Raw genomic sequence first — 26,592 nt, forward strand, 5'->3', positions numbered from 1 at the left:
AAATTCTAAGGAGACAGCAATTATGTTTTTGGATGGGACTTCGACAAGAAAAAGGCTTAAAAGTCAACAAAAAAATTGTGTGTCCGTCATATTTTTGTTTACTAAAATATTCCGTTTTTCTATTTATTTATGAATAAAAAAGTGTTATAGTATTGTCGATTAGTAGGAATGATTAAACATCAGATGTCTGATGTCTTAGAAAATCCTGGAGGAAGCAGAATGTCTATTAAATCTGATAGCCGCCATTTGTATCTACAAGTGATCGATCGGTTAAAGCAGGATATTGAAACGGGGATTTATAAAGAAAGAGAGAAACTTCCTTCCGAATTCGATCTTGCCAAACAACTTGGAGTAAGCAGGGCGACGCTTCGGGAAGCTCTTCGCATCCTGGAAGAAGAAAACGTTATCATACGCCGCCATGGTGTAGGGACGTTTATTAACGCAAAGCCTTTGTTCACTTCAGGGATTGAACAACTTAGCAGTGTGACGGATATGATTTTGCAGGCAGGAATGAAACCAGGGACCATTTTTCTGAGTTCGTCCACGCAATTTCCGGGGGAGGAGGACATTCGCCGTTTTTCAGCATCCACGGATGATGGGCTTGTTGTAACCGAAAGGGTGAGGACAGCTAACGGGGAGCCGGTTGTCTATTGCATAGACAAGGTGCCTGTGAGCATTTTGCCTGAAGGGTTTTCCCATCAGGATGAATCACTCTTAAGCATCTTGGAAGAGCAGGCAGGCCGGAGGATTACATACGCGGTTGCCCAGATTGAGCCGCTCGGTTACCATGACAAGGTATCCCCAATTCTTGAGTGTGAGCCTGAAACAGCGCTGCTTGTCCTGAAGCAGCTTCATTTCGATGAGGCTGATGAGCCAATTCTCTACTCGGTAAATTATTTCAAGGCTGATAAGTTCAGTTTCCGCGTTTTACGGAAACGCCCTTGAATTCGGTCCATTTCTACTTAATCAAACAATCATTAGGGGGTTAATTCCTTGAAGAAACGCAAATTTGGTCTGTTTATGTCGTTGCTTTTGTCTGCAGGGATGCTGTTGTCAGCTTGTGGCAGCGATGATTCAAAAGGCGGTAAAGGCGGCGATGAAAAGAAAAACGACCTCAAAGTTGGTATGGTCACCGATGCCGGTACAATTGATGATAAGTCTTTCAACCAGGGTACTTGGGAAGGTATTAAGCAAGCAGAAGAAGAGCTTGGTGTAAAATCAAAATATTTGAAGCCTGCGGGTACGACTAAAGCCGAATATTTGAAAGAAATCGGCAACCTTTATGATGCCGGCTACAAATTCATCGTTACACCAGGATTTAAATTCGAAACAGCTATTTTTGACGCGCAAGATAAATATAAGGATGCCAAATTCGTCATCATTGACGGCGCTCCGAATAAAGGGGACGGTAATGCATCTTTGAAAGAAAACACAATCGCTATTTTCTTTGCTGAACACCAAGCCGGCTTCATGGCAGGTGTAGCAACTGCGCTTGAGCTGAAAGAAGGCGAAGCAGGCTTCATCGGCGGTATGGAAATTCCTCCAGTCCAAAAGTTTAACTGGGGCTTCCAGCAAGGTATCAAATACGCCAATGAAAATATGGGCACAAAAATTGGCATGAAGAAAGAGAACTTCATCTACCAAGGTTCATTTGACAACGTGGCTGCTGGCGGCCAGATTGCGGCTTCCATGTTCGACCGCGGCGTTGATGTCATCCACGCGGCTGCTGGCGGCGTAGGCGTCGGAGCCATCAAAGAAACCATCAACCGTGTTAAATCGGGTGAAAAAGTCTGGATTGTCGGCGTAGACGTAGACCAGTATGAAGATGGTAAGTATGACGGCGACAAGTCTGTCATCCTGACTTCTGCCGTTAAAAAAATCTCCCTTTCGGCATTTGATATGATCAAGGACGAACTTGACGGCAAATTCCAAGGCGGAAAGACGCTGATGTTTGATGCTAAAAACGATGGCGTCGGAATCCCTGAAAAGAACCCTAACTTGAGCGACGAAACATCCAACAAGGTGAAGGAAGTTTTCGAAAAGGTTAAGAGCGGAGAAATCGAAGTAAAAGCTGAACAAGGTGACTTGTTCAAGTAAAAAGCAATCATACAATTGAGACGGTTTTTCCGTCTCTTTTGTATATTGATTCCTTGGATTCTATGACACTTGCAAACAATCGGCAATTCCGGCATGATAGAGCGCCGGGGGAAATAGGGCCGTCCCTATAGAACAAGACTCAGTAAATGGCAAAGGTGAGTGTTACAATGAGCTATGTAGTTGAGATGCTGAATATCCGAAAGGAATTTCCGGGTATTGTTGCCAACGATAATATCTCCCTGTCGTTAAAAAAGGGAGAAATACACGCTCTCCTCGGTGAAAATGGAGCAGGAAAATCCACGCTGATGGGTGTCCTGTTCGGAATGTATCAGCCCGAAAAGGGAGTAATTAAGGTTCGCGGTGAGGAAGTCCGCATCTCCAATCCCAATGTGGCGACAAGATTGGGAATAGGGATGGTGCATCAGCATTTTAAATTGGTTGAAAATTTCACTGTTACGGAAAACATCATTTTGGGCAGCGAACCATTAAAGGGAGTTGTCCTTGATATTGACGGGGCGGCGAAGAGGATTGAAGACCTGTCAAAATCATACGGTCTCAACGTTGATCCCCACGCGAAAATAGAAGATATTTCTGTCGGGATGCAGCAAAGGGTGGAAATCCTTAAAATGCTGTACCGGGAAGCGGAAGTCCTAATTTTTGACGAACCGACGGCAGTTTTGACGCCGAATGAAATCGATGAACTTATGAAAATTATGAGGAACCTTATTAACGAGGGTAAATCAATCATCATCATTACCCATAAACTCAAGGAAATTAAAGCGGTAGCGGACCGTTGTACGGTAATCAGAAGAGGAAAGTCGATTGGGACAGTGGATGTGGCGGAAACGAGCACAGGAAGCCTTGCTGAAATGATGGTAGGCCGCCATGTATCTTTTAAAGTGGACAAGAAAGAAAGTACGCCAGGTGATGTCGTATTAAAAATAGATTCTCTTTCTGTAAAGAATAATAGGAAAGTGCCAGCCCTTAAAGATTTCTCGTTGGAAGTACGCGCGGGAGAGATCGTCGGAATCGCCGGAGTTGATGGTAATGGCCAGACTGAGCTTGTCGAAGCGATCACAGGGCTAAGGAAGGCGGAATCTGGCGAGGTCCTTTTGAATGGCGAAAATATCATCTCCATACCGATTAAGCAAAGAATTGAAAAAGGGATTGGCCATATTCCTGAAGACAGGCAGAAGCGTGGCCTTGTATTGGACTATACACTTGAATCCAACATGGTTCTTGAAGTGTTCAATAAAAAGCCATTCTCAAAATACGGCCTGTTAAATGAACCGGCTATGAAAAAATATGCAAAAAACATCCTCGAAAATTTTGATGTCCGCTCAGGAAAAGGCGCAGCATCAATTGCCCGTACCCTATCAGGCGGAAATCAGCAAAAGGCGATTATTGGCAGGGAGATTGAACTAGACCCCAAACTTTTGATTGCGGTCCAGCCTACAAGGGGACTGGATGTCGGTTCAATCGAATACATCCATAGAAGGCTGATTGAGCATAGGGATAAAGGAAATGCCGTTTTGCTCGTTTCTCTTGAGCTGGATGAAGTACTACAGCTTTCCGACAGGATTGCAGCAATCAATAACGGGGAGCTTATCGGTGTTGTAAATGCATCTGAAACAAATGAGAACGAAGTAGGGCTCATGATGGCAGGGGTAAACAAGGAGAGAACCGTATGAGAAATACCATTGTATCATTAATTGCGATTGTCCTTGGGCTTATAGCTGGCGGGATTTTAATGCTCTTCATCGGAAGCAACCCGATTGAAGGATATATGTATTTACTTCAGGGCGCTTTCAAAAATATCGCGCGTATTGGCGACACCCTTGCCACCGCGACACCACTTATTTTTACCGGACTGGCTGTCGCATTTGCTTTTAGGACGGGCCTATTCAATATCGGGGCATCGGGGCAGATGCTAATTGGCGGTCTTTGCGCCACAGCGGTAGGGCTGACTTTTGACTTTTCAAGGCCTGTCCTTTTACTGGCAATGATTTTTGCAGGTATCGTTGGAGGTGCCTTATGGGCATTCCTTCCCGGGCTTCTAAAAGCGAAATTTAACGTGCATGAAGTCGTTTCGACTATCATGATGAACTGGATTGCCTATTGGACTATTTACTATGTTGTGCCGGGCTATTTTAAAGGCGAATTCCTTGAAACTGAATCCAAGACTTTGCCGGATAAGGCTACTTTGAAACTTCCGTTTTTATCGGAAATGTTCCAGGGCTCATATATTAATCTAGGTATTTTCCTAGCCGTTATCAGCGTCATCATCATTGCCTTTATTATTAATAAAACAACTCTTGGCTTTGAATTGAAAGCAGTAGGCTTTAACAGATATGCGGCAGAATATGCCGGGATGCGAGTCAATAGGAATATAATCCTTTCCATGGTCATTTCGGGAGCGCTCGCTGGCCTCGGCGGCGTCGCGCTGTATACCGGCAATGCATCGAGCATCCAGATCGGTGTTCTTCCTTTCCAGGGATATGACGGCATCGCGGTTGCCCTTCTGGGGAATAATACGCCGTTTGGCGTTTTCTTCGCGGCTCTTCTTTTCGGTGTCCTTTATTCCGGGACAGGCTTCATGAATGCCATGACCGAAATTCCACCGGAACTTGCCAATACGATCATAGCGATCATTATTTATTTCGCAGCTACTAGTGTATTGATAGAACGCCTAGTCAATAAACTCTGGAAGCGCGGTTCCGACGGCAATGTGAATGATGTGCCTGCGGCAAAGAAGGGGGAAGCATAATATGTGGACCATCATAGAGCAAATTTTTCCGTATGCGATTGCTTTTACAATCCCTCTTCTGATTACTGCATTAGGCGGCTTGTTTAGTGAGCGAAGCGGTGTTGTCAATATTGGTCTTGAAGGTTTAATGATTATCGGCGCATTCTCAAGCGCCATTGCAGTCCACTTCCTTGGTGACGTGATTTCGAATAATACGGTGGTCCTTTGGATCGGCCTGCTCGCCGCGATGGCTGCCGGAATCCTGTTCGCCGCCCTGCATGCATTTGCGAGCATCAATTTGAGCGCGAACCAAATCATCAGTGGTACCGCGATCAACCTGATTGCAACGGCGCTGACAATATTTTTGGCCAGGAATATTACCGGGAGTGGGAATATCAGGATTAAGAGTGGTTTTTCCCCTGAATCAATTCCAGGGCTGTCAAAAATTCCAGTCATTGGCGATTTATTCTTTACGAAAACATATCCGACAACATGGTTTGTCCTTGCGATTCTGTTCGTGAGCACCTTCCTGTTGTATAAAACAAGATTTGGCCTTCGCCTGCGTTCCTGCGGTGAATTTCCTCAGGCAGCGGAAGCAGCGGGTATTAATGTAAGGCGTACCAGATATGCAGGAGTCCTTATTTCGGGAGCTTTCGCCGGATTGGGCGGCGCGATTATCATCCTGACGTATGCCGGAGAATTTACCGGAACGGTTTCCGGGCTTGGATTCTTGGCACTCGCGTCATTAATTTTCGGCCAGTGGCGCCCGCTTGGAGTTTTGGGAGCGACTCTGTTTTTTGGTTTTGCAAGTACTATCGCCAACGTTTCACAGGTAATTCCCGAATTGGCCGTCATCCCGCCAATTCTCTTGAAAATCTTCCCTTATGTGGTTACGCTTATAGCCCTCGTTGTGTTTTCTAAATCCTCTCAGGCACCTAAGGCAGTTGGCGAACCATTTGATTCAAGTAAACGTTAACCATGTGATTTTACAAAAAATCCTCCTGAATGCCAGGAGGATTTTTAATTTTTGCGAGCCGCAGGCATCTCGATGCCAATACGATCTATATATAAGCATAATCATTTGTAAATACGTGCCCTGACAATTTATAGTTAGAATAGAATATTATTGCTGTGGGAAAATTAGAATGGAATAATCATGGGTATTACTGTAAAGTGCGTAATAAAAAGGGAGGTTATGGCCATGGGAATTTTGCCCGAAAGGACGTTTTCAATGGAGGGCTTCAGGCTCCATGTCGTGAAAACGGAAAAATATAAAACGAATGCTATCGTCTTTAAGATGAAGGCTCCATTAAACGAAGGAGATGCAACTATGAGGGCACTGCTGCCCCATGTCCTGCAAAGCAGCTCGGCCGCATACCCGACGACCACGAAGTTAAGGGCATATCTTGATGAACTTTATGGGGCCGTCCTTTATGCCGATCTTGCGAAAAAAGGTGATTACCATATCATCACTTTTTTTCTGGAAATCGCAAATGAGAAATTTCTTTCCGATTCATCTCCGCTTCTAAGGAAGGGATTCGAATTTCTGAAGGAAATCCTTCTAAATCCATTAACTACAGAAAACGGCTTCGATTCCGCCACAGTGGAAAAGGAAAAGCGTACTCTTAAACAGAGGATCCAATCCACTTATGATGATAAAATGCGCTATTCCAATTTCAGGCTGATTGAAGAAATGTACAAAGGTGAACCATACGCGATCAATGTCAATGGCAGGCAGGAAGATGTCGGAACGATTTCTCCAGCAGGCTTATACGAGTATTACCAAAAGTCACTCGCTGAGGACGAATTGGACCTGTATGTGGTTGGCGATATCGCAGAAGAACAAGCGCAAAAGCTGGCAGGTGAACTTTTCAGCTTTGGCGAAAGGGAGCCAGCGGCATCGCCTAAAACATCTCCACTTAAGCGTGATGACGTCCAGGTTGTCAAAGAACCACAGGACGTCAAACAAGGAAAATTGAACATCGGCTATAGAACGAATATTTACTACGGTGATGCTGATTATAACGCGCTCCAAGTATTCAACGGAATTTTCGGGGGATTCTCCCACTCGAAGCTGTTCATCAATGTGCGTGAAAAGGCAAGTCTTGCTTATTATGCAGCCAGCAGGCTGGAAAGCCATAAAGGGCTGATGATGGTGATGTCGGGGATTGACCTGAAAAATTATGAACAGGCAGTAGGAATTATCGCTGAACAAATGGATGCGATGAAAAAAGGCGATTTTACCGAAGCAGAACTGGAGCAAACCAAGGCTGTTATTGTAAACCAGATCCTCGAGACAATAGATACGAACCGTGGGATTATCGAAGTACTTTACCATAATGTAGCAGCAGGAAAAGATATTCCGCTCGATAACTGGATTGATGGAATGAAAGAGACAACCCGCGAGGAAGTCACAGCGGTTGCACAGAAGATCGATCTTGACACCATTTATTTTCTGACAGGAAAGGAGGCGGCCAATGGTGGAAAAAATTGAATTCAAGCAGCTTAGCGAAGCGCTCTTTTATGAAAAACTGCCAAATGGATTGGACGTATATATCCTCCCAAAGAACGGGTTCAATAAAACTTATGCCACATTCACCACAAAATATGGTTCCATCGATAATACGTTCAAGCCTCCTGGCAAGGATGAGTTTGTCAATGTACCAGATGGCATTGCCCATTTCCTTGAGCATAAGCTGTTTGAAAAAGAAGATGGCGATGTATTCCAGCAATTCAGCAGGCAGGGAGCATCTGCAAACGCATTTACCTCATTTACGAGAACAGCCTACCTTTTTTCTTCAACCTCCAGGGTGGAAGAGAATCTTGAAACGCTGATCGATTTTGTCCAAGACCCGTATTTTTCCGAAAAGACAGTGGAAAAGGAAAAAGGCATCATCGGGCAGGAAATTACGATGTACGATGATAATCCTGACTGGCGCCTATACTTCGGTTTGATTGAGAATATGTACCATAACCATCCTGTCAAAATCGATATCGCCGGCACAATCGAATCAATCGCAAAGATTGACAAAGATATGCTTTATGAATGCTACAATACGTTTTACCATCCTTCAAATATGCTTCTGTTCATTGTCGGCCCTGTCTCGCCGGAAGAAATCATGCGCCAGGTCAGGGAAAATCAGGCGAAGAAACAATTCAGTGACCGATCGGAAATAGACCGGAAATTTGCGCAGGAACCATCAGGCGTGGCAAGGGAGAAGCAGGTTTTGAAGATGAATGTCCAGACGTCCAAATGCCTTGTTGGGCTGAAAGCTGACAGCGTTGGCACGAGTGGCGAGGATATGCTCACCCAGGAGTTATCCATCAATCTGCTGCTGGAAATGCTTTTTGGGAAAAGCTCGGATTCTTACATTCGCCTCTATGATAATGGATTGATTGATGAGACCTTCTCATTTGATTACACACAGGAACATGGTTTCGGCTTCGCGATGATGGGCGGGGACACAGCGAGTCCCGATGAACTTGCTAATGAACTCCGGACTATTTTAGAAGGGGCAAAGGAAGGCCATTTTACGAAAGAACAGTTGGAGAGGGCAAAGCGGAAAAAGATTGGCGCATTCCTTAGGGCAATCAATTCGCCAGAGTACATTGCCAATCAGTTCACTAGATATGCCTTTAATGAAATGGATTTGTTTTCTGTTGTGCCTGTCCTTGAGAAGCTGACACTAGACGATATTCAGGAGGCCGCAAAAGAGCTGTTTGAAGAAGAAAGATTTACCGTATGCCAGGTTGTGCCGGCAAGTAAGTAATAAAATCAAAAGAGCGCCGGGACCTGGCGCTTTTTTCGCCTTTTTGAAAAGAGAATGCTGGGGGAGAGCCATGAATAAATACGCATTGATTACCGGGGCGAGCGGCGGCATTGGAAGAGCCGTTGCTTATGCCCTGGCGGAAAAAGGGTTTAATTTATATGTCCACTACAATAGTAATAAAAATTCGGTGGACACATTGATCACAGAATTAGCCGGAAAGTTTGAGGGGGAGTACTATCCGATTCAGGCGGACCTTGGAGAAGCGGGTGGGTATAAAGCCATCGTACCGCATATTTTTAGTCTTGATGTTATTATCCATTGTGGCGGAATTGCGGTTTCCGGCCTTTTTCAGGATTTAACTGATGACGAGGCGGGGATGCTCTTTAATGTCCATGTCCTGAATCCTATCCTTTTGACTAAAGCCCTTTTGCCAAAACTGCTGGCAAAAAAGGACGGAAGCATTGTTTTCATTTCTTCGATATGGGGGCAGACAGGAGCAGCGTGCGAAGCGGCCTATTCTGCCGCGAAAGGAGCGCAAATTTCCTTTGTTAAAGCACTTGGCAAGGAGCTTGCCCTAAGTGGCATCAGGGTCAATGCAGTGGCGCCAGGCGCTGTGGAAACCGCGATGCTCAATCAATTCACCTCATCCGAACTGGATCGAATAGCGGATGATATCCCAATGGGAAGGCTTGGGCGGGCAGAAGAAGTAGCCAATGGGGTTGTTTTCCTTGTATCAGACCAGGCGACATATATTACAGGACAAATTTTATCAATCAACGGCGGCTGGTACACCTGATTTCATGTAAATCGCGTATATTTCCTCCTTCACACCGGAAAACTAAAGCTGTATTACAAATAAGGAGGGAAAAGGATGTCTATTCTCGATAATTGGAAGCAGTGGGAGGATTTTCTCGCCGACAGGCTGCACCAGGCACAGGATGAGGGAGTCAGCAAAAATGTAATCTCAGACCTTGCCTACCAGATTGGGGACTACCTTGCAAACCAGGTAGAGCCGAAAAACGAGCAGGAAAGGATTCTTTCCGATTTATGGTCTGTTGCAGATAAGGATGAGCAGCAGGCAATTGCCAACATGATGGTGAAACTAGTCCAGAATAATGGAAGCCGTTAAAGAGAGGATCTCCTCTCTTTTTCTTTTTCTCCTGTAAAACCTTGAACACAAACTGTTTGTTTTTCCTTTCATCTTCTAGCAAAATCATATAATATAGGTTTAGACAAATATGATGAAATTTGTCACAAAGTTCACCCAGGAGGTTCCCATGGCTAAAAAAGAGTGGTACGTGGAGTATGAAATCCGGATAAACCGCCCCGGCCTGCTGGGCGATATTTCTTCCCTCCTTGGGATGCTCTCCATTAATATCATTACGATCAATGGAGTCGACCAGGGAAGAAGGGGACTTTTAATCCTTGCCGAAAACGATGATCAGATTCAGCGTCTTGAGTCGATTTTACATACAATGGATACAATAAGATTAATAAAAATCCGGGAGCCGAAGCTTCGTGACAGGCTCGCTGTCCGGCATGGAAGATATATTCAGCGTGACGCCGATGACAAAAAGACGTTCAGGTTTGTCCGGAGCGAACTTGGTGTCCTCGTTGATTTCATGGCGGAATTATATAAACAGGAAGGGCACAAGCTCATTGGAATCCGGGGGATGCCAAGGGTGGGTAAAACAGAATCCATCGTAGCCGCCAGTGTATGCGCCAATAAAAGATGGCTGTTTGTTTCTTCCACACTCCTAAAGCAGACCATCAGGAACCAACTGATACAGGATGAATACAACGAGAACAATATCTTTATCCTGGACGGGATAGTTTCCACAAAAAGAGCCAATGAAAAACACTGGCAGCTTGTCAGGGAAATTATGAGGCTTCCTGCCGTCAAGGTGATTGAGCATCCTGATATATTCGTAAGGAATTCCGAGTATACAATGGAGGACTTCGATTATATAATTGAACTCCGCAATCATGCGGATGAAGAGATAACGTACGAGGTCGTTGATCAGGAAAATCCAATGTTCCCCGCATCGGATTTTGGAGATTTCGATTTTTAATAAAGTTGGAAGGTGTTTACATTGACTGAACTAGGAAACCGGCTAAAAGAAGCGCGGCTTGCGAAAGGCTTGAGTCTTGATGATCTGCAGGCTGTAACAAAAATTCAAAAACGCTATTTATCCGGAATTGAAGAAGGAAATTATTCGAGCATGCCCGGAGATTTTTACGTCCGCGCATTTATTAAGCAATACAGTGAAGCAGTGGGCCTCGAGCCGGATGAAATCTTTGATACATATAAGGCTGAAATTCCATCCGCCTACAAGCAAGACCTGCCGGAGCAGCTTTCAAGGGTCAAGTCGAGGAAGGGGCTGCCTGACAGCGGTTCGAAACTGTTTGAAGTCTTTCCGAAAATATTGATGTGGGTGCTCATTATTGGCGTTGCCGCACTCATATATTATTTAGTCCAAAACTACGGGGATAAGAATTCCACCTCGGATAAAGGAAGTGACACCCCACCGGCAACGATTGTTAAGCCGCCAGGAACCGAGAAGAAGAATGACGAAACGGATAAGGGCAAGGATAGCGGCTCAAAAGAGGATGAGGAAAAAGCGGAAGAGGAAACCGAGGAACCTGAAACCCCCGCTCAGGAACTGGCCGTTGCTGAATCAGCTGGGAACAACTCAACATACGAACTGAAAAATGCCGAGAAATTCGAACTGAAAGTCGTTTCCACGGGAGAAACCTGGGTAAGTATTAATAATGGCACAGGAAAATCCTTCTTCCGGGGAATGCTGGCAGTCGGCAAAAAAGACAGCGAAACACTCGATTTTTCGAATGAAACGGAAGCTGTCATCAGAGTGGGCAAGACGGTAGATACCGAAATTTATGTAAACGGGCAAAAGCTTGAATACGCGATTCCGGCTGCCGAAAAAGTCACTCAAAATATTACCATCCGTTATATTAAGGGGAATGAATAGTCATCCTTTTTGATGACTATTTTTTCACGCCCCTGCCAAACCTGGAGGAAAGAAAAATGAATGTGCCTAATAAAATTACTGTATCAAGAATCTTGTTAATTCCTTTATTTCTAATTATCATGCTGGACCCGTTTAAATGGGGAGATATGACCCTTTTGGGGGTAACTCTTCCTGTTGCTCATTTTGTCGGCGCGCTGCTGTTCATCATCGCCGCTTCGACTGACTGGGTTGACGGCTATTATGCGAGGAAATTCAAGCTGGTGACAAATATGGGGAAATTCCTTGATCCGCTTGCCGACAAGCTTTTAGTCTCTGCGGCGCTCATTGTCCTTGTGGAAATGGGCTCAGCTCCATCATGGATTGTCATCCTCATTATCAGCCGGGAATTTGCCGTAACTGGCCTAAGGCTTCTTCTTGTAGAAGGTGGAGAAGTAGTCGCAGCGAATATGCTGGGGAAGATTAAAACCTGGGCCCAGATTGTTGCCATATCAGCACTTTTGCTCCACAACATCATTTTTGAAATGGTCTCCATCCCATTTGCGGATATTGCTCTTTGGGTCGCGCTCATCTTTACGGTATGGTCCGGCTGGGATTATTTTGCAAAAAATATGCATGTGTTTAAAAACTCAAAATAAAGCTTGCACACTTGAAGGTGATGAATAGGTGAATGCAGAAATCATCGCAGTGGGTTCAGAACTGCTGCTTGGCCAGATCAACAACACGAATGCCCGCTTTCTTTCCGGGCAGCTTGCCTTAATCGGCATCAATGTTTATTACCATACAGTGGTAGGGGATAACGCCGGCAGGTTGAAGCAAGCGTTGGAAATCGCTGAAAATCGCTCGGATTTAATCCTCATAACAGGCGGACTTGGTCCGACAAAGGACGACCTGACAAAGGAAACGATCGCTTCCCACTTGGGAACCTCGCTTGAAATGGATGAAAACGCCATGGAACAGATTGAGCTTTTCTTTAAGCGGACAAAAAGGGAAATGACAGAAAACAACCGTAAACAGGCCCTTGTCGTAAAAGGGGCACAAGTCCTGCCCAATAACCATGGGATGGCACCTGGTATGGTCGTTAAAAAAGAGGAAAAATTATATATGCTTCTTCCTGGCCCGCCAAGCGAAATGGAACCAATGTTCCTTACATATGGTGCTTCTGCACTTGCCGGCAGGATCTCAAACAAGGAACAGATTGTTTCAAGGGTACTTCGCTTCTTTGGGATCGGGGAGGCTCTCCTGGAGAATGAAATAGAAGACCTGATAGACAGCCAGAGCAACCCGACAATTGCCCCGCTCGCCTCTGAAGGAGAGGTGACGCTAAGGCTGACTGCGAAACATTCAGTTTTGGAAAGTGCTCTTGAAATGCTGGATGACCTGGAGGAAAAAATCCTCGGCAAAGTAGGCAGCTATTTTTATGGATATGACGATACTTCCCTGATGAAGGAAGTGGCGAAGGAATTAAAAGACAGTGGCTTAACGATTTCAGCTGCTGAAAGCTTGACCGGGGGCATGTTCCAGGAACAGTTTACAAGCATCCCGGGAGCAGGAGGCAGCTTGAAGGGCGGAGTTGTCTGTTATACGAACGAAGTCAAAGCAAACGTGCTCCGTGTCAAAAAGGAAACAATCGAAAATAAGGGAGTTGTGAGCGCTCAATGCGCCGCGGAGCTTGCAGAAAATGTTGCTTCCTTGATGAATGCCGACATAGGCATCAGTTTTACCGGGGTAGCGGGACCGGATGAGCTTGAAGGGAAGCCGGTCGGAACGGTTTATATCGGAATCGCCATCAATGGAAAGCCCGCTTCTGTGGAGAAACTTAACCTCGGAGGTGAAAGGGCCGCCAACCGAATCAGAACCGTCAAATATGGATGCTATTTTTTACTGAAAAAATTGAAAGAATTGAAGGAAGCCTAACCGGCTTCCTTTTCTTTTGACAGCGAGTGGGGAAAAGTTCAGAATATAAACGAAGATTTTAATTTCAACCCGCTGTATTGGCCAAAAATCTTTGTTTGAGAGATGGAATTGAACTTTTTGGCGTTCGTTATGCTTAAGAAAAAATCGAATAAATGTTCGTATTTTTGCTGGACAAATGGATTGGGAAATAGTATATTATTTATAGAAGTAATTTGCTAGATTTAAGCCAATAGCTTATGCTTTTATATATGATTTTAAGGAGGAAACACAGTGAGTGATCGTCAGGCTGCCTTAGAAATGGCCCTAAAGCAAATAGAAAAACAGTTTGGTAAAGGATCCATCATGAAACTCGGAGAACAAACCGACAAAAGGATCTCCACAGTTCCGAGCGGTTCTCTCGCCCTTGATACCGCGCTTGGGGTAGGCGGATATCCTAGGGGGCGCATTATTGAAATATACGGACCGGAAAGCTCCGGTAAAACGACAGTGGCACTTCATGCGATTGCTGAAGTCCAAGCTTCCGGCGGACAGGCGGCATTTATTGATGCCGAGCATGCCCTTGATCCCACTTATGCGCAAAAACTTGGTGTCAATATTGATGAACTGCTTCTTTCCCAGCCAGATACAGGCGAACAGGCCCTTGAAATTGCCGAAGCGCTTGTCCGAAGCGGCGCTGTCGATATTATCGTCATCGATTCTGTCGCAGCACTTGTTCCAAAGGCTGAAATAGAAGGGGAGATGGGCGACTCGCACGTAGGTTTGCAGGCCCGCCTGATGTCCCAGGCTCTCCGCAAGTTGTCAGGGGCGATTAATAAATCGAAGACCATCGCGATTTTCATCAACCAAATCCGCGAAAAAGTCGGCGTCATGTTCGGAAATCCCGAAACAACGCCTGGCGGCCGCGCTCTTAAATTCTATTCAACTGTGCGCCTGGAAGTCCGCCGCGCTGAAACCTTGAAGCAAGGCACGGAAATGGTTGGGAACAAGACGAAGATCAAAGTTGTGAAAAACAAGGTGGCTCCTCCATTCAGGACAGCAGAAGTAGACATTATGTACGGCGAAGGAATTTCCAAGGAAGGTGAGGTCATCGACCTTGGCTCCGAGCTTGATATTGTCCAGAAGAGCGGTTCCTGGTATTCCTACAATGAAGAAAGGCTTGGACAGGGAAGGGAAAATGCCAAGGCATTCCTGAAGGAAAACCCTGAAATCCGCCAACAGATCCAGCAAAAAATCCGTGACCATTACGGCTTGGACGGCGAAAAAGTCGTCACTGAAAATGACGAAGATGAAGAACAGTTTGAATTGATTGATTAATTGCGAAAAAAGCAAAGCCCGGCCGGCTTTGCTTTTTTGATACACAGATTCCATATATTGAGAACAGCTAGTGGACAAAACCTTGACAATGAATATTTGCAGCTTTACAATTAACATTGTATATTTTACATTTTTGGTAATTTTACATGTTAAAAGCCTTGGTGCTTGCTGTATGTTGAATCACAATGTACATGCCGACACTTGAAAAAGTAACAAAAGTTCATAGCAAGAGGAGGTGTAACGATGGACCCTATTACTATCACCATCTCCGCTTTGCTTGGCCTATTCGTCGGTGCGGTTGTTGGCTATTTTATTCGTAAGTCCTTTGCGGAAAAGCAGGTGGCAGGAGCTAAAAGCGAAGCTGCCCTGATCCTTGATGATGCGAAGCGCGATGCGGAAGCATCCAAAAAGGAAGCGCTGCTTGAAGCGAAGGATGAAATTCACAAGCTTCGCACAGAAGCTGAACGTGAGGTTCGGGAACGAAGAAATGAACTGCAAAAACAAGAAAATCGTTTGCTGCAAAGAGAAGAAAATTTGGACAGGAAGGATGAAACGCTTAATAAGCGTGATATCCTTTTAGAGAAAAAGGATGATTCTCTTAACCAAAGACAACAGCATATTGAACAGATGGAAAGCAAAGTGGACGAGTTGGTACGGGCCCAGCAGACCGAGCTAGAAAGAATCTCCGGTTTGACGAGGGAAGAAGCTAAATCGATTATTTTGGACCAAACGGAAAAAGAACTTGCCCATGATATGGCCATGATGATCAAAGAAACTGAGAACCGCGCGAAAGAAGAAGCGGACAAGAAGGCGAAGGAAGTCCTTTCACTCGCAATCCAGCGTTGCGCTGCCGACCATGTGGCAGAAACGACAGTTTCAGTTGTCAACTTACCGAATGATGAAATGAAAGGCCGTATAATTGGCCGTGAGGGCCGGAATATCCGGACTCTTGAAACTCTGACAGGTATTGACCTAATCATCGACGATACTCCTGAAGCCGTTATATTATCAGGTTTCGATCCGATTCGGCGTGAAACAGCCCGCCTCGCACTGGACAAACTGGTGCAGGATGGACGCATCCACCCGGCAAGGATTGAAGAGATGGTCGACAAGGCGCGCCGTGAAGTGGATGAGCACATCCGCGAAATCGGGGAGCAAACAACGTTCGAAGTCGGAGTTCATGGATTGCATCCTGACTTGATCAAAATTTTGGGCCGCTTGAAATTCCGTACAAGCTATGGACAAAATGTCCTGAAGCACTCTATGGAAGTAGCCCAGCTTTCAGGTCTTCTCGCCGCCGAACTTGGCGAGGATGAAACACTTGCCCGCAGGGCGGGTCTTCTCCATGACATCGGCAAGGCAATCGACCACGAAGTGGAAGGCAGCCATGTTGAAATCGGTGTGGAGCTTGCGACAAAGTACAAGGAACACCCGGTTGTCATCAATAGCATTGCTTCCCACCATGGCGATGTCGAGCCAACTTCCGTCATCGCAGTACTGGTTGCCGCCGCAGATGCATTATCTGCCGCGCGCCCAGGGGCGAGGAGCGAAACCCTTGAGAATTACATCCGCAGGCTTGAGAAGCTTGAAGAGATTTCCGAGTCATATGATGGCGTAGAGAAGTCATTCGCGATCCAGGCAGGCCGCGAAGTGAGGATAATGGTCAAGCCTGAAGCGATTGATGATCTAGCCGCCCATAGGCTGGCAAGGGACATCCGGAAACGGATTGAAGAGGAACTTGATTATCCGGGACATATTAAAGTAACGGTCATCCGTGAAACCCGGGCAGTCGAATATTCGAAATAAGAAGAATGGACAGCGGCCAAAAAGCCGCTGTCTTTTTATTCTCACGCTGGGCTGGAGCGATTAAAGGGCTCACCGATGTGTTACAATGATAAAAACAAACAGTAGAACGGAAGGTTTAAAAATGAATATTTTATTTATTGGCGACGTGGTTGGTTCACCAGGCAGGGACATGGTCAAGGAGTATTTGCCGAAGCTGAAAGAGAAATACAGGCCTCATGTGACCATCATCAATGGAGAAAACGCTGCAGGCGGAAAAGGGATTACCGGGCAGATTTACAAGGGATTCCTGGAATTGGGGGCCCAGGCTGTCACACTGGGAAACCATGCCTGGGATAATCGCGAAATCCATGAGTTTATTGACAGCGCCAAATATATGGCCAGACCGGCGAATTTCCCGGAAGGCACTCCTGGCAAAGGAATTGTCTACTTGAAACTGAATGAATTAGAGGTCGCCGTCATCAATCTGCAGGGAAGGACTTTTTTGCCGGCCATAGATTGTCCGTTCAGAAAAGCAGATGAACTCGTAAAGGAAGCAAGCGCGAGAACGCCTTTTATCTTTGTGGATTTTCACGCTGAGGCCACGAGTGAGAAGCTTGCGATGGGCTGGTACCTGGATGGCAGGGTCTCCGCAGTAGTAGGGACACACACGCACGTCCAGACGGCCGATAATCGGATTTTGCCGGAAGGGACGGGCTTTATCACCGACGTCGGCATGACAGGCCCTTATAACGGGATTCTGGGCGTCGAAAGGGATGCTGTCCTGAAAAGGTTTTTGACCGCCATGCCTGTCCGCTTTGAGGTATCTAAAGAAGGGCCTGCCCAGCTATCGGCTGTTTTGTTTGAACTGGACCGTAAAACAGGGAAGGCAAAGAAAGTTGAGCGGATCCAAATTAACAGCGATCAACCGTTTTATTCTTAAGCATGCCTGGTGCCGCTCGGAAATCTTTTTGAAAAAGAATGCATACGGCAAATGTACTCCAAGTCGGAATATGTCCCATCGTCCATGAATATAGTATGAATGGAATGATATATACCTGATTTGTCCATGAGCTGCTCATGCGGGATCGGGATTATACGAGGAGGAGCTAGGAATGGAAATATTAAAAGTTTCAGCAAAATCTAATCCTAATTCTGTAGCTGGTGCGCTTGCCGGGGTCCTGCGTGAGCGGGGCGGGGCTGAAATCCAGGCAATTGGTGCAGGCGCGCTGAACCAGGCGGTAAAGGCAGTAGCGATTGCAAGAGGATTCGTAGCGCCTAGCGGAGTCGATCTGATTTGCATCCCTGCTTTTACAGATATACTAATTGACGGGGAAGAACGTACAGCTATAAAGCTGATTGTTGAGCCAAGATAAAGATTTGGCCGCAACACATTTCTTTTGAAAAAAGCAAAAAATCGATCTTTACCTCGGCAAAAGACCTGCTTGGACAGTTTCAAGCAGGTCTTTTTGTGCAAAAAATAGAATGATATAGCAGGATGTAAATGAAAGGGGCCGTTAAGGTGAAAATTTTCGATGCTCATTGCGATGCTTTATTAAAAATGTACGAGGACAAGTCGATTGATTTCAAAAGCTCATCAAGCCTCCAGGCAAATTTGAATGGGATAAGAAAAGCGGGGATTAAAGTGCAATGCTTTGCCATTTATATTCCTGAGGAAATTAAACAGGAAGCTAAATTTACTGCAGCGGAAGCAATGGCCCGGATTTTCCACGAAAAAGTCATTGGCGGCTCCAGCAGTGTTGTCCAGGTAAGGACCAAGCATGAGATTGGCCAATTAAAGGAGGATGAGGTAGGGGCCATGCTAACCCTTGAGGGCTGCGATGCAATCGGAGAGGATATCGGAAAACTCGAAGCATTGCTTGACTATGGTGTTTCCTCAGTAGGCCTTACCTGGAATTGGGCAAATGCAGTAGCGGACGGAGTGAAGGAAAAACGGGGCCGGGGACTTACAAAGTTCGGAAGGGAAGTCGTAGACCTCCTTAACCAAAAAAAGGTCTGGTGCGATGTCTCCCATTTGTCTGAAAGGGGATTTTGGGATGTCATGGAACTCGCTGACTTTCCAATCGCATCACATTCCAATTCATACACAAAGTGCCCGCATCCGCGCAATCTTAAGGATGACCAGATCCGGTCTTTAATCAGGCGGGATTCTGTCATGGGACTAACCTTTGTTCCTTATTTCCTTTCAAGCGCAGAGGACGCAACAATCAGTGACGTCATGTACCACTTGGATCATATTTGTTCTATTGGCGGGGAAAATCATGTGGGATTTGGATCCGACTTTGATGGTATAGATAAAACTGTCGTGAATTTAACGGAAATGGCTGAATATGAAAACCTTATTAATGAGCTGCAAAAATATTATTCTGAAATACAAGTGGAAAAATTCTTGTATAAAAATATGGAAAAAAGACTACCGTAAAAAACTCCAAAAACAGTGAAAGAATGGCAAAGAAGTTTATTTTACAGCCATATTAGTCTAGTAAAATAAAATGCTGAAAAAATATTCAAATTTTAGACACGAAAATGCCACAAAGGGTTGCATTTTTGTTCACATAGGTCTAGAATTGATAGCGTTTAGTACCCTACCAGATAAAGTGCCGTTAGTCGTAAATCCTTGTAAGATAAGCTGATTTCTAGGTGTTTATTTGGAAAAGTGCTACACTTTTAATTGAAAGCCATACTAATATTTTTTTACATATCCAAAGGGGTGTAAAGCATGATCAATCAACTTTCTTGGAAAGTTGGAGGGCAGCAAGGGGAAGGTATTGAAAGTACAGGCGAAATTTTTGCAATTGCGTTAAATCGGCTCGGTTATTACTTGTATGGGTATCGCCATTTCTCTTCGAGGATTAAGGGTGGCCATACAAATAATAAAATCAGGGTAAGCACGACACAGGTAAGATCCATTTCCGATGATTTGGATATCCTGGTGGCATTTGACCAAGAAACCATTGACTTGAATTATAAGGAGCTGCACAGCAAGGGAGTCATTCTTGCTGACGCCAAGTTTAATCCGCAAAAGCCGGCAGACACACAGGCAGAATTGTACGCGGTTCCATTTACGGAAATCGCTACTGAGCTAGGGACATCGCTGATGAAAAACATGGTCGCCATCGGTGCAACCACGGCGGTCCTGGACCTCGATATTCCTGTGTTCGAAGAAGTTGTACGCGAAATATTCGGCCGCAAAGGCGACCAGGTTGTCGCAAAGAACATGGAAGCGATTCAGGCTGGCCATGACTTTATGACAGAACAGCTTGCTGGTATCCGTACGATGCAGCTTGAGAAAGCAGACGGCAAAAAGAGGCTGTTCATGATTGGAAACGATGCCATTGCCCTAGGGGCTCTCGCGGCAGGCTGCCGTTTCATGGCTGCCTATCCAATCACGCCTGCTTCCGAAATCATGGAATATTTGATCAAGAAGCTTCCACCGCTTGGCGGAACCGTCATCCAGACAGAAGATGAAATTGCTGCGGCAACGATGGTCATTGGAGCAAACTATGCGGGAGTACGCGCCATCACAGCTTCTGCGGGCCCTGGGTTATCCCTTAAAATGGAAGCGATTGGTCTCGCGGGAATGACTGAGACACCAATTGTCATCATTGATACACAGCGCGGAGGCCCATCGACTGGCCTGCCGACAAAACAGGAGCAATCCGACCTGATGCAGATGATCTATGGAACACATGGGGAAATCCCTAAGATCGTCATCGCTCCAAGTACGGTCCAGGAAGCTTTTTACGATACGGCGGAGGCGCTGAACCTTGCCGAGGAATACCAGTGTCCGGTTATCGTTCTTTCCGATCTTCAGCTTTCCCTTGGGAAACAGACGGTTGAACCACTTGATTTCAGCAAAATTGAAATCCGCCGCGGCAAGCTTGTGACGGAAGAGCTTCCGGAAATTGATAATAAAGGCTACTTCAAGCGTTATGAAGTGACTGAAGATGGCGTTTCACCTCGTGTCGTTCCTGGTATGAAAAATGGTATCCACCATGTTACGGGCGTAGAGCACGATGAAACCGGTAAACCGTCTGAATCAGCCACCAATCGCATCGCGCAAATGGATAAGCGTTTCCGGAAAGTTAAAAACCTCCGGTTCAAAACACCTGTTCATGTCAACGCACCGCACGAAGAAGCTGACCTTCTCATTGTTGGCTTCAACTCGACAAGAGGGGCGATTGAAGAAGCGATATCCCGTCTTTCCTCCGAAGGCCATAAAGTGAATCATGCGCATATCCGCTTGATTCATCCGTTCCCGGCTGACGAAGTATTGCCGCTTTTCAAATCGGCAAAGAAAATCATGGTTGTTGAAAACAACGCAACCGGCCAGCTTGCCAATATCATTAAAATGAATGTTGGACATGCCGACAAAATGTTCAATTTACTTAAATACGATGGAAATCCATTCTTACCGAATGAAATCTACACAAAAAGCAAGGAGTTGTTCTAAATGGCAACGTTTAAAGAATTCCGCAATAATGTAAAACCGAACTGGTGCCCAGGCTGCGGTGATTTCTCTGTGCAGGCTGCCATCCAGCGCGCGGCTGCCAACGTTGGCCTCGAGCCGGAACAACTTGCTGTTATTTCAGGAATCGGCTGCTCCGGCAGGATTTCCGGTTATATCAATTCATACGGTTTCCATGGAATCCATGGACGCGCCCTTCCGATTGCACAGGGTGTGAAGATGGCTAACCGCGACTTGACTGTCCTTGCTTCCGGCGGAGATGGAGACGGCTTCGCAATCGGGATGGGACATACCATCCATGCGATCCGCCGCAACATCGACATCACTTATATTGTCATGGACAACCAGATTTACGGATTGACAAAAGGACAGACATCGCCAAGATCTGCCGCTGGATTCAAAACGAAATCCACACCAATGGGTTCTATTGAACAAGCAATCGCTCCGATGGAAATGGCTCTGACAGCAGGCGCCACTTTTGTCGCGCAAAGCTTTTCAACTGACTTGAAGGACTTGACTGCCCTAATCGAAGCCGGCATTAAACATAAAGGCTTCTCATTGATCAACGTTTTCAGCCCGTGTGTGACATATAATAAAATCAACACTTATGACTGGTTTAAAGAAAATCTGACAAAGCTGAGCGATATTGAAGGTTATGACCCTCACAATCGTGAACAGGCTATGCAGACTCTCATGAAGCATGAAGGCCTTGTTACCGGCCTGATTTACCAGAACACGGAGCGCCAGTCCTATCAGGAGCTGATTAATGGTTATTCTGCAACACCGCTTGCGGATGCGGACCTGAATCTCGATCAGGAGCATTTCGATAAGCTAGTCGCTGAATTCATGTAATCTTTAAGCCACATGCCAACACCCCAAGTTTCTTGGGGTGTTTTTGCATGGTTGGAAAGGCTTTTATCCAGCTTGTCAGTGACCGGTTTAAGGATTTTTCTTCTTTTTGGGCTGAGAGAGGGAATCTCTGTGCCCGTACTGGCGGTATTCAAAATACTTCAAAAGAGACTTCTAAAAACGAGCCAAAAAAAGTACAACTTTCTCAGACAACGTTAGAAGACGCGACATTCAGTTATCCAAGCGATGTCCAGGAGTTGGATGTTGGTGAACAAGATTATCCAGTTGTTGCTTACCTATTAAATGAAGATGGAAGCAATTTTAATTTAGAGGTTGAAACATTACCCAATGAGATGAGCCTAAAGGAATGATATAATTACACAGAAGAACGTTATTTTACGCAAAATGACATAGAATGGAATGAGTTGATTGCTACCGCAGATAATGGAATAATATTGAGACAATCTGCCGTTATCTACAATCAAAAGGCTTACATCTATTCTTATGGTGCCAAACCAGAAAATGTAGATAAACATTTGGAAACCTATAAAAATATTCTAAAATCAGTTACGTTTAATAAATAGCCAATCATTAAAAGGCAGTCGTCAATTAAATTGTAATGATAGAAGGGCGAGAGTTGTAATTGTATCAACTCTTGCCCTTTGGTTTAGTCAAAAAAACCTGACAGAAATATCAACTCACCGGAATCGGAAAGTTTAAAAACCTTGGCTGTTATTAGTTTGTTGAAGGTGAGAGCATCTATATTATATTGTTTGTTTTTCCTGTAACGTTTATAATGTTAAGTTGTATGTTAAAAAACAAATATTATTTTTTATTCTTCTCAGAAAGGAGAAAGAGATGAACGAAAATCAGCGTTTAGATCAATCCAATCAAATTAATGGCAAAAATAATTCTGCGGACAGAAAATCCGTCAAGGATTACAGCAAATATTTCGAGACCGTTTTTGTTCCACCTTCCTTGAAGGATGCCAAAAAGCGCGGCAAGGAAGAAGTGAAATATCATGATGATTTTTCAATTTCCGAAGAGTTCCGTGGCATGGGAGATGGCAGGAAGTTTTATATCCGCACTTACGGCTGCCAAATGAATGAACATGACACCGAAGTCATGGCCGGCATTTTTATGGCGCTTGGCTATGAGCCTACCGAAACGACAGAGGACGCCGATGTCATTTTGCTGAACACCTGCGCCATCCGCGAAAATGCGGAGAACAAGGTATTTGGTGAACTCGGCCATCTGAAAGGGCTGAAAATGGAGCGCCCTGATTTGTTGATTGGGGTTTGCGGATGTATGTCCCAGGAAGAGTCCGTCGTCAATAAAATCTTGAAAACGTACCAGCATGTCGATATGATTTTCGGTACACACAATATCCATAGGCTTCCTAATATCCTGAGCGAGGCGTATATGGCTAAGGAAATGGTTGTGGAAGTTTGGTCAAAGGAAGGGGACGTCATTGAAAACCTTCCGAAAGTCCGCCGTGGAAATATCAAAGCCTGGGTCAACATCATGTACGGCTGCGATAAATTCTGCACATACTGCATTGTTCCTTACACCCGCGGTAAAGAACGGAGCCGCAGGCCGGAGGACATTATCCAGGAAGTGCGCCACCTGGCCGCACAGGGCTATCAGGAAGTCACCCTGCTTGGCCAAAATGTCAACTCCTACGGCAAGGATTTGGAGGACATCAATTATGGCCTCGGCGATTTGCTTGAAGATATCAGCAAAATCGATATTCCGCGTGTCCGATTTACAACAAGCCATCCATGGGACTTTACTGACCGCCTCATAGAGGTTCTTGCAAAGGGCGGAAATTTAATGCCCCACATCCATCTTCCGGTCCAGTCGGGTTCAACCGAGGTATTGAAAATTATGGCACGTAAATACACACGGGAACAGTATCTTGAGCTGGTCGGTAAAATCAAGGCTGCTATTCCAAACGTCGCTTTGACAACGGACATCATCGTCGGATATCCGAATGAAACAGATGAGCAATTCGAAGAAACGATGACCCTTTATGAAAAAGTCGGCTTTGAACTGGCGTATACCTTTATCTACTCGCCAAGGGAAGGAACTCCGGCCGCAAAAATGGTCGATAATGTACCGATGGAAGTGAAAAAGGCCCGCCTTCAGCGCTTGAATAGCCTTGTGAATGAGCTGTCAGCTAAAGCAATGAAGCCTTATGTAAACCAAACCGTTGACGTCCTGGTCGAAGGCGAAAGCAAGAACAATCCGGATGTTCTGGCCGGATATACAGATAAAAATAAGCTGGTTAATTTCATCGGGCCAAAATCGTCCATTGGCAAAATTGTCAAGGTAAAGATTATTGATGCAAAGACATGGTCATTAAACGGGGAAATGCTACAACCAGCCGAGATGGCTGAACCACTGGCAGAGGTGAATTAAAATGGCGAAGTATACAAAAGATGATATTATTGCACGGGCAAAAGAATTGGCGGAAATGATCGCTCAAACCGACGAAGTCGATTTTTTTAAGCGGGCGGAAGCTCATATCCATGAAAATCAAAAGGTAAGCGCGCTTATTGCAGATATAAAAGGTCTTCAAAAACAGGCGGTCAACCTCCAGCATTACGGAAAGCCTGAAGCACTTAAAAAAGTGGAAGACAAAATTGCCTCCCTTGAAAGGGAGCTGGATGAAATTCCGGTCGTCCAGGATTTCAAGCAATCACAAGTCGAAGTGAACGAACTTCTTCAAATGATCGCATCTACGGTTTCCAACACAGTGACAGACATCGTCATCGAATCAACCGGCGGTGATGTCCTGCGCGGTGAAACAGGCGCCGCAGTTAATAAAGGCGACAGCTGCGGACATACCCACGAAGAAGAACACGAACATAGCCGTTGATGAGTGCAGGCCCCCAAGCGGGCCTGTTTTCTTTTTGCCCCTAATCTCCACATCCAGTCACAAACATAGGCATTTTGCATATGATGAAGCATGCCTAACTATTTATCCAATGCAGCAATATTTTAAGTGCACCCAAGTCTGTACGAACGCATAGGATGAAGTGAAACTGAATGAGGAGGGTTTGCTCGAATGGGAGAATACAGAGAGATTATTACCAAAGCGGTCGTCGCAAAGGGCCATAAATTTACCAAATCCCAACATACAATCTGTCCGGCACATAATCCATCTAGCATACTTGGCTGCTGGATTATCAACCATAAATATGAAGCAAAGAAATCTGGCAAAACGGTTGAAATACATGGCCACTTTGACGTCAACTTATGGTACTCGTACAACGAAAATACAAAAACAGAAGTTGTCACTGAGCGAGTCCGTTATACGGATGTCATCAAGCTTAAATACCGGGACAAAGATTGCATCGATGATGACGGGATCATCGCTAAAGTCGTCCAGCAGCCGAACTGCTGCGAGGCTGTCATCTCACCGGGCGGAAATAAAATTGTTGTCCATGTCGAGAGGGAATTCGCTGTGGAAGTGATTGGCGAAACAAAAATATGCGTCAGGATTGTCCACGACGGTTGCGACTGCGATGATGAATGGGACCTCGACGTAGATGATGACGAATTCGAAGAAATAAACCCCGATTTCCTTGTAGGATCGGAAGAAGAATAATCACAACTAGGGAGACTCCTTCCTAGTTTTTCTTTGTAACAAAAAGGCAAGGCCTGCGCCTTGCCTTTCAGTCGCCAAATGGATTGAGGTAGCCCTTTTCGCTCCTGGTTTTGCATACAGGGCATTTGGCGTCCGTATTGGAATTACTACTTCTCCATGTGTAAAAAGGACTGCTGCAATCACGGCATGCAACACGCTCAACCCCCAGTTCCATCTTCTCTGAACTGTGGGCTTTTTGGACGGGATTAACCGCTCCGGCAGTACACACATCCGTACAAAGTTTGCAGCCATTGCATGAACTGTGCTTGACTGACAAGATGCCGTCCTGGAGCATAAAGACTTCCTGCTTGCACATTTTAAAACAAGCTTCACACAGGGTGCACCGTTCCTGGCTGATATGGACTTCATAAAGCGAGAAGCCTGGAAACATCGAAACAAGGTTAAATTGGTCCTGGTTGAATTTCCACTTCGCTGGCGCGAAAGACGCAGCCGCCAGCTTCCGGCCTTCAGATGCAGCGTTGAGTAGAAACGATCTTCTTGTGGCAACCCGTTCCTCGGCGGGAGAGGGCAATGAGTCTAAAATGGCAATTGGCTCAAAGCCCATTTCGCCCAGTAGCGATTGGACTTCATCAATGACCGGAGCATCGGGGACTACTTGATTGCTGCAGTAAATTTTCCGGATGCCTCTTTTGCAAAAATAGAGAAGTTCCTGGAATGGCGGAAAAAGGCCTTCTTCAATGAGCAATGTATCATTTACAATGGTCCTTTCCGGAGATTTGCCGGAAATCGCCTGGACTGGACAGGCTGGTACACATTGTCCGCAGTTCGTACACGATTCGCTATCAATTTTTACCTCACGGCCAGTGAATGTGATTGCTTTTTCCGGACAATATTGGCCGCATTTCATACATCCGCTTTTCGGACTTTGAAGCCGGAGGCATGCTGAGGATATTTCAATTTCGTACGCCAAACTCTCAAGCCAATTTGTCAACATACCCATGTGCAAAACCTCCAGCCCTTTTCTTACA

25 protein-coding genes are annotated in these 26,592 nt (G+C 45.5%); 24 read left to right on the forward strand and 1 reads right to left on the reverse strand.

Translation table 11 applies throughout. The features are described from left to right. Positions 1-219 precede the first annotated feature (219 nt). The 24 genes from BN1002_RS08190 (at position 220) to BN1002_RS08305 (ending at position 25,564) form a co-directional block, all read left to right on the forward strand. Positions 220-945 carry a GntR family transcriptional regulator gene (locus BN1002_RS08190; RefSeq protein ID WP_048824512.1) on the forward strand — a complete coding sequence of 242 codons (726 nt, stop codon included), beginning with the start codon at positions 220-222 and terminating at the stop codon, positions 943-945. A gap of 48 nt (positions 946-993) precedes the next feature. Continuing rightward, positions 994-2,097: a BMP family lipoprotein gene (locus BN1002_RS08195; protein ID WP_048824513.1), complete on the forward strand. Its 1,104-nt coding sequence runs from the start codon at positions 994-996 to the stop codon at positions 2,095-2,097. 167 nt (positions 2,098-2,264) lie between these two features. Further along, a complete protein-coding gene (locus BN1002_RS08200) occupies positions 2,265-3,788 on the forward strand; it encodes an ABC transporter ATP-binding protein (protein WP_048824514.1) in 1,524 nt (507 codons plus the stop codon). Then, positions 3,785-4,864, forward strand: coding sequence for an ABC transporter permease (locus tag BN1002_RS08205; RefSeq protein ID WP_048824515.1), 1,080 nt, complete (start codon positions 3,785-3,787; stop codon positions 4,862-4,864). The genes BN1002_RS08200 and BN1002_RS08205 overlap by 4 nt, the downstream gene beginning before the upstream one ends. Before the next feature lies 1 nt (position 4,865). Beyond that, positions 4,866-5,819 carry an ABC transporter permease gene (locus BN1002_RS08210; RefSeq protein ID WP_048824516.1) on the forward strand — a complete coding sequence of 318 codons (954 nt, stop codon included), beginning with the start codon at positions 4,866-4,868 and terminating at the stop codon, positions 5,817-5,819. Positions 5,820-6,044: 225 nt separating this feature from the next. Then, complete coding sequence (gene yfmF, locus BN1002_RS08215; RefSeq protein WP_048824517.1) at positions 6,045-7,337, forward strand: EF-P 5-aminopentanol modification-associated protein YfmF; 1,293 nt, start codon at positions 6,045-6,047, stop codon at positions 7,335-7,337. Beyond that, positions 7,324-8,613: an EF-P 5-aminopentanol modification-associated protein YfmH gene (gene yfmH / locus BN1002_RS08220; protein WP_048827834.1), complete on the forward strand. Its 1,290-nt coding sequence runs from the start codon at positions 7,324-7,326 to the stop codon at positions 8,611-8,613. The genes yfmF and yfmH overlap by 14 nt, the downstream gene beginning before the upstream one ends. Before the next feature lie 70 nt (positions 8,614-8,683). Next, complete coding sequence (gene ymfI / locus BN1002_RS08225; protein ID WP_048824518.1) at positions 8,684-9,409, forward strand: elongation factor P 5-aminopentanone reductase; 726 nt, start codon at positions 8,684-8,686, stop codon at positions 9,407-9,409. Between the two features lie 75 nt (positions 9,410-9,484). Beyond that, positions 9,485-9,742, forward strand: a complete 258-nt coding sequence (locus tag BN1002_RS08230) for a DUF3243 domain-containing protein (protein WP_048824519.1) — start codon at positions 9,485-9,487, stop codon at positions 9,740-9,742. 148 nt (positions 9,743-9,890) lie between these two features. Beyond that, the gene (locus tag BN1002_RS08235) at positions 9,891-10,685 is read left to right on the forward strand and encodes a DUF3388 domain-containing protein (RefSeq protein ID WP_048824520.1); all 795 of its coding nucleotides are present in this window, start codon (positions 9,891-9,893) and stop codon (positions 10,683-10,685) included. 12 nt (positions 10,686-10,697) lie between these two features. Next, on the forward strand, positions 10,698-11,603 hold the full coding sequence (locus BN1002_RS08240) for a helix-turn-helix domain-containing protein (RefSeq protein ID WP_331386304.1): 906 nt from the start codon (positions 10,698-10,700) through the stop codon (positions 11,601-11,603). Positions 11,604-11,659: 56 nt separating this feature from the next. Continuing rightward, positions 11,660-12,238, forward strand: coding sequence for a CDP-diacylglycerol--glycerol-3-phosphate 3-phosphatidyltransferase (pgsA, locus tag BN1002_RS08245; RefSeq protein ID WP_048824522.1), 579 nt, complete (start codon positions 11,660-11,662; stop codon positions 12,236-12,238). Between the two features lie 28 nt (positions 12,239-12,266). Continuing rightward, positions 12,267-13,517 (forward strand): competence/damage-inducible protein A, encoded by a 1,251-nt coding sequence (locus BN1002_RS08250; protein ID WP_048824523.1) that lies wholly within the window; start codon positions 12,267-12,269, stop codon positions 13,515-13,517. A 270-nt stretch (positions 13,518-13,787) separates the two neighbouring features. Further along, positions 13,788-14,831, forward strand: a complete 1,044-nt coding sequence (gene recA / locus BN1002_RS08255; protein WP_048824524.1) for a recombinase RecA — start codon at positions 13,788-13,790, stop codon at positions 14,829-14,831. Positions 14,832-15,074: 243 nt separating this feature from the next. Beyond that, entirely contained in the window at positions 15,075-16,637 is a 1,563-nt protein-coding gene (gene rny / locus BN1002_RS08260; RefSeq protein WP_048824525.1) for a ribonuclease Y, read from the forward strand. Between the two features lie 121 nt (positions 16,638-16,758). Next, positions 16,759-17,556, forward strand: coding sequence for a TIGR00282 family metallophosphoesterase (locus tag BN1002_RS08265; RefSeq protein ID WP_048824526.1), 798 nt, complete (start codon positions 16,759-16,761; stop codon positions 17,554-17,556). 172 nt (positions 17,557-17,728) lie between these two features. Further along, on the forward strand, positions 17,729-17,989 hold the full coding sequence (spoVS, locus tag BN1002_RS08270; protein WP_010193268.1) for a stage V sporulation protein SpoVS: 261 nt from the start codon (positions 17,729-17,731) through the stop codon (positions 17,987-17,989). Positions 17,990-18,117: 128 nt separating this feature from the next. Then, positions 18,118-19,056, forward strand: a complete 939-nt coding sequence (locus tag BN1002_RS08275; protein WP_048824527.1) for a dipeptidase — start codon at positions 18,118-18,120, stop codon at positions 19,054-19,056. 297 nt (positions 19,057-19,353) lie between these two features. Then, a complete protein-coding gene (locus BN1002_RS08280) occupies positions 19,354-21,087 on the forward strand; it encodes a 2-oxoacid:acceptor oxidoreductase subunit alpha (protein WP_048824528.1) in 1,734 nt (577 codons plus the stop codon). After that, positions 21,088-21,954 (forward strand): 2-oxoacid:ferredoxin oxidoreductase subunit beta, encoded by an 867-nt coding sequence (locus BN1002_RS08285; RefSeq protein WP_048824529.1) that lies wholly within the window; start codon positions 21,088-21,090, stop codon positions 21,952-21,954. It abuts the gene before it with no gap. Between the two features lie 47 nt (positions 21,955-22,001). Beyond that, entirely contained in the window at positions 22,002-22,322 is a 321-nt protein-coding gene (locus BN1002_RS08290; protein ID WP_048824530.1) for a hypothetical protein, read from the forward strand. Positions 22,323-22,809: 487 nt separating this feature from the next. Further along, positions 22,810-24,372 carry a tRNA (N6-isopentenyl adenosine(37)-C2)-methylthiotransferase MiaB gene (miaB, locus tag BN1002_RS08295; RefSeq protein ID WP_048824531.1) on the forward strand — a complete coding sequence of 521 codons (1,563 nt, stop codon included), beginning with the start codon at positions 22,810-22,812 and terminating at the stop codon, positions 24,370-24,372. A gap of 1 nt (position 24,373) precedes the next feature. After that, the gene (locus BN1002_RS08300) at positions 24,374-24,832 is read left to right on the forward strand and encodes a YlbF/YmcA family competence regulator (protein WP_048824532.1); all 459 of its coding nucleotides are present in this window, start codon (positions 24,374-24,376) and stop codon (positions 24,830-24,832) included. Between the two features lie 189 nt (positions 24,833-25,021). After that, positions 25,022-25,564 carry an outer spore coat protein CotE gene (locus BN1002_RS08305; RefSeq protein WP_048824533.1) on the forward strand — a complete coding sequence of 181 codons (543 nt, stop codon included), beginning with the start codon at positions 25,022-25,024 and terminating at the stop codon, positions 25,562-25,564. Between the two features lie 67 nt (positions 25,565-25,631). Here the strand turns inward: BN1002_RS08305 and BN1002_RS08310 are convergent, their stop codons facing one another. Beyond that, positions 25,632-26,564 (reverse strand): 4Fe-4S binding protein, encoded by a 933-nt coding sequence (locus BN1002_RS08310; RefSeq protein WP_048824534.1) that lies wholly within the window; start codon positions 26,562-26,564, stop codon positions 25,632-25,634. Between the last annotated feature and the right edge of the window lie 28 nt (positions 26,565-26,592).

It is taken from the genome of Bacillus sp. B-jedd (assembly GCF_000821085.1).
Lineage (GTDB): Bacteria > Bacillota > Bacilli > Bacillales > Cytobacillaceae > Bacillus_D.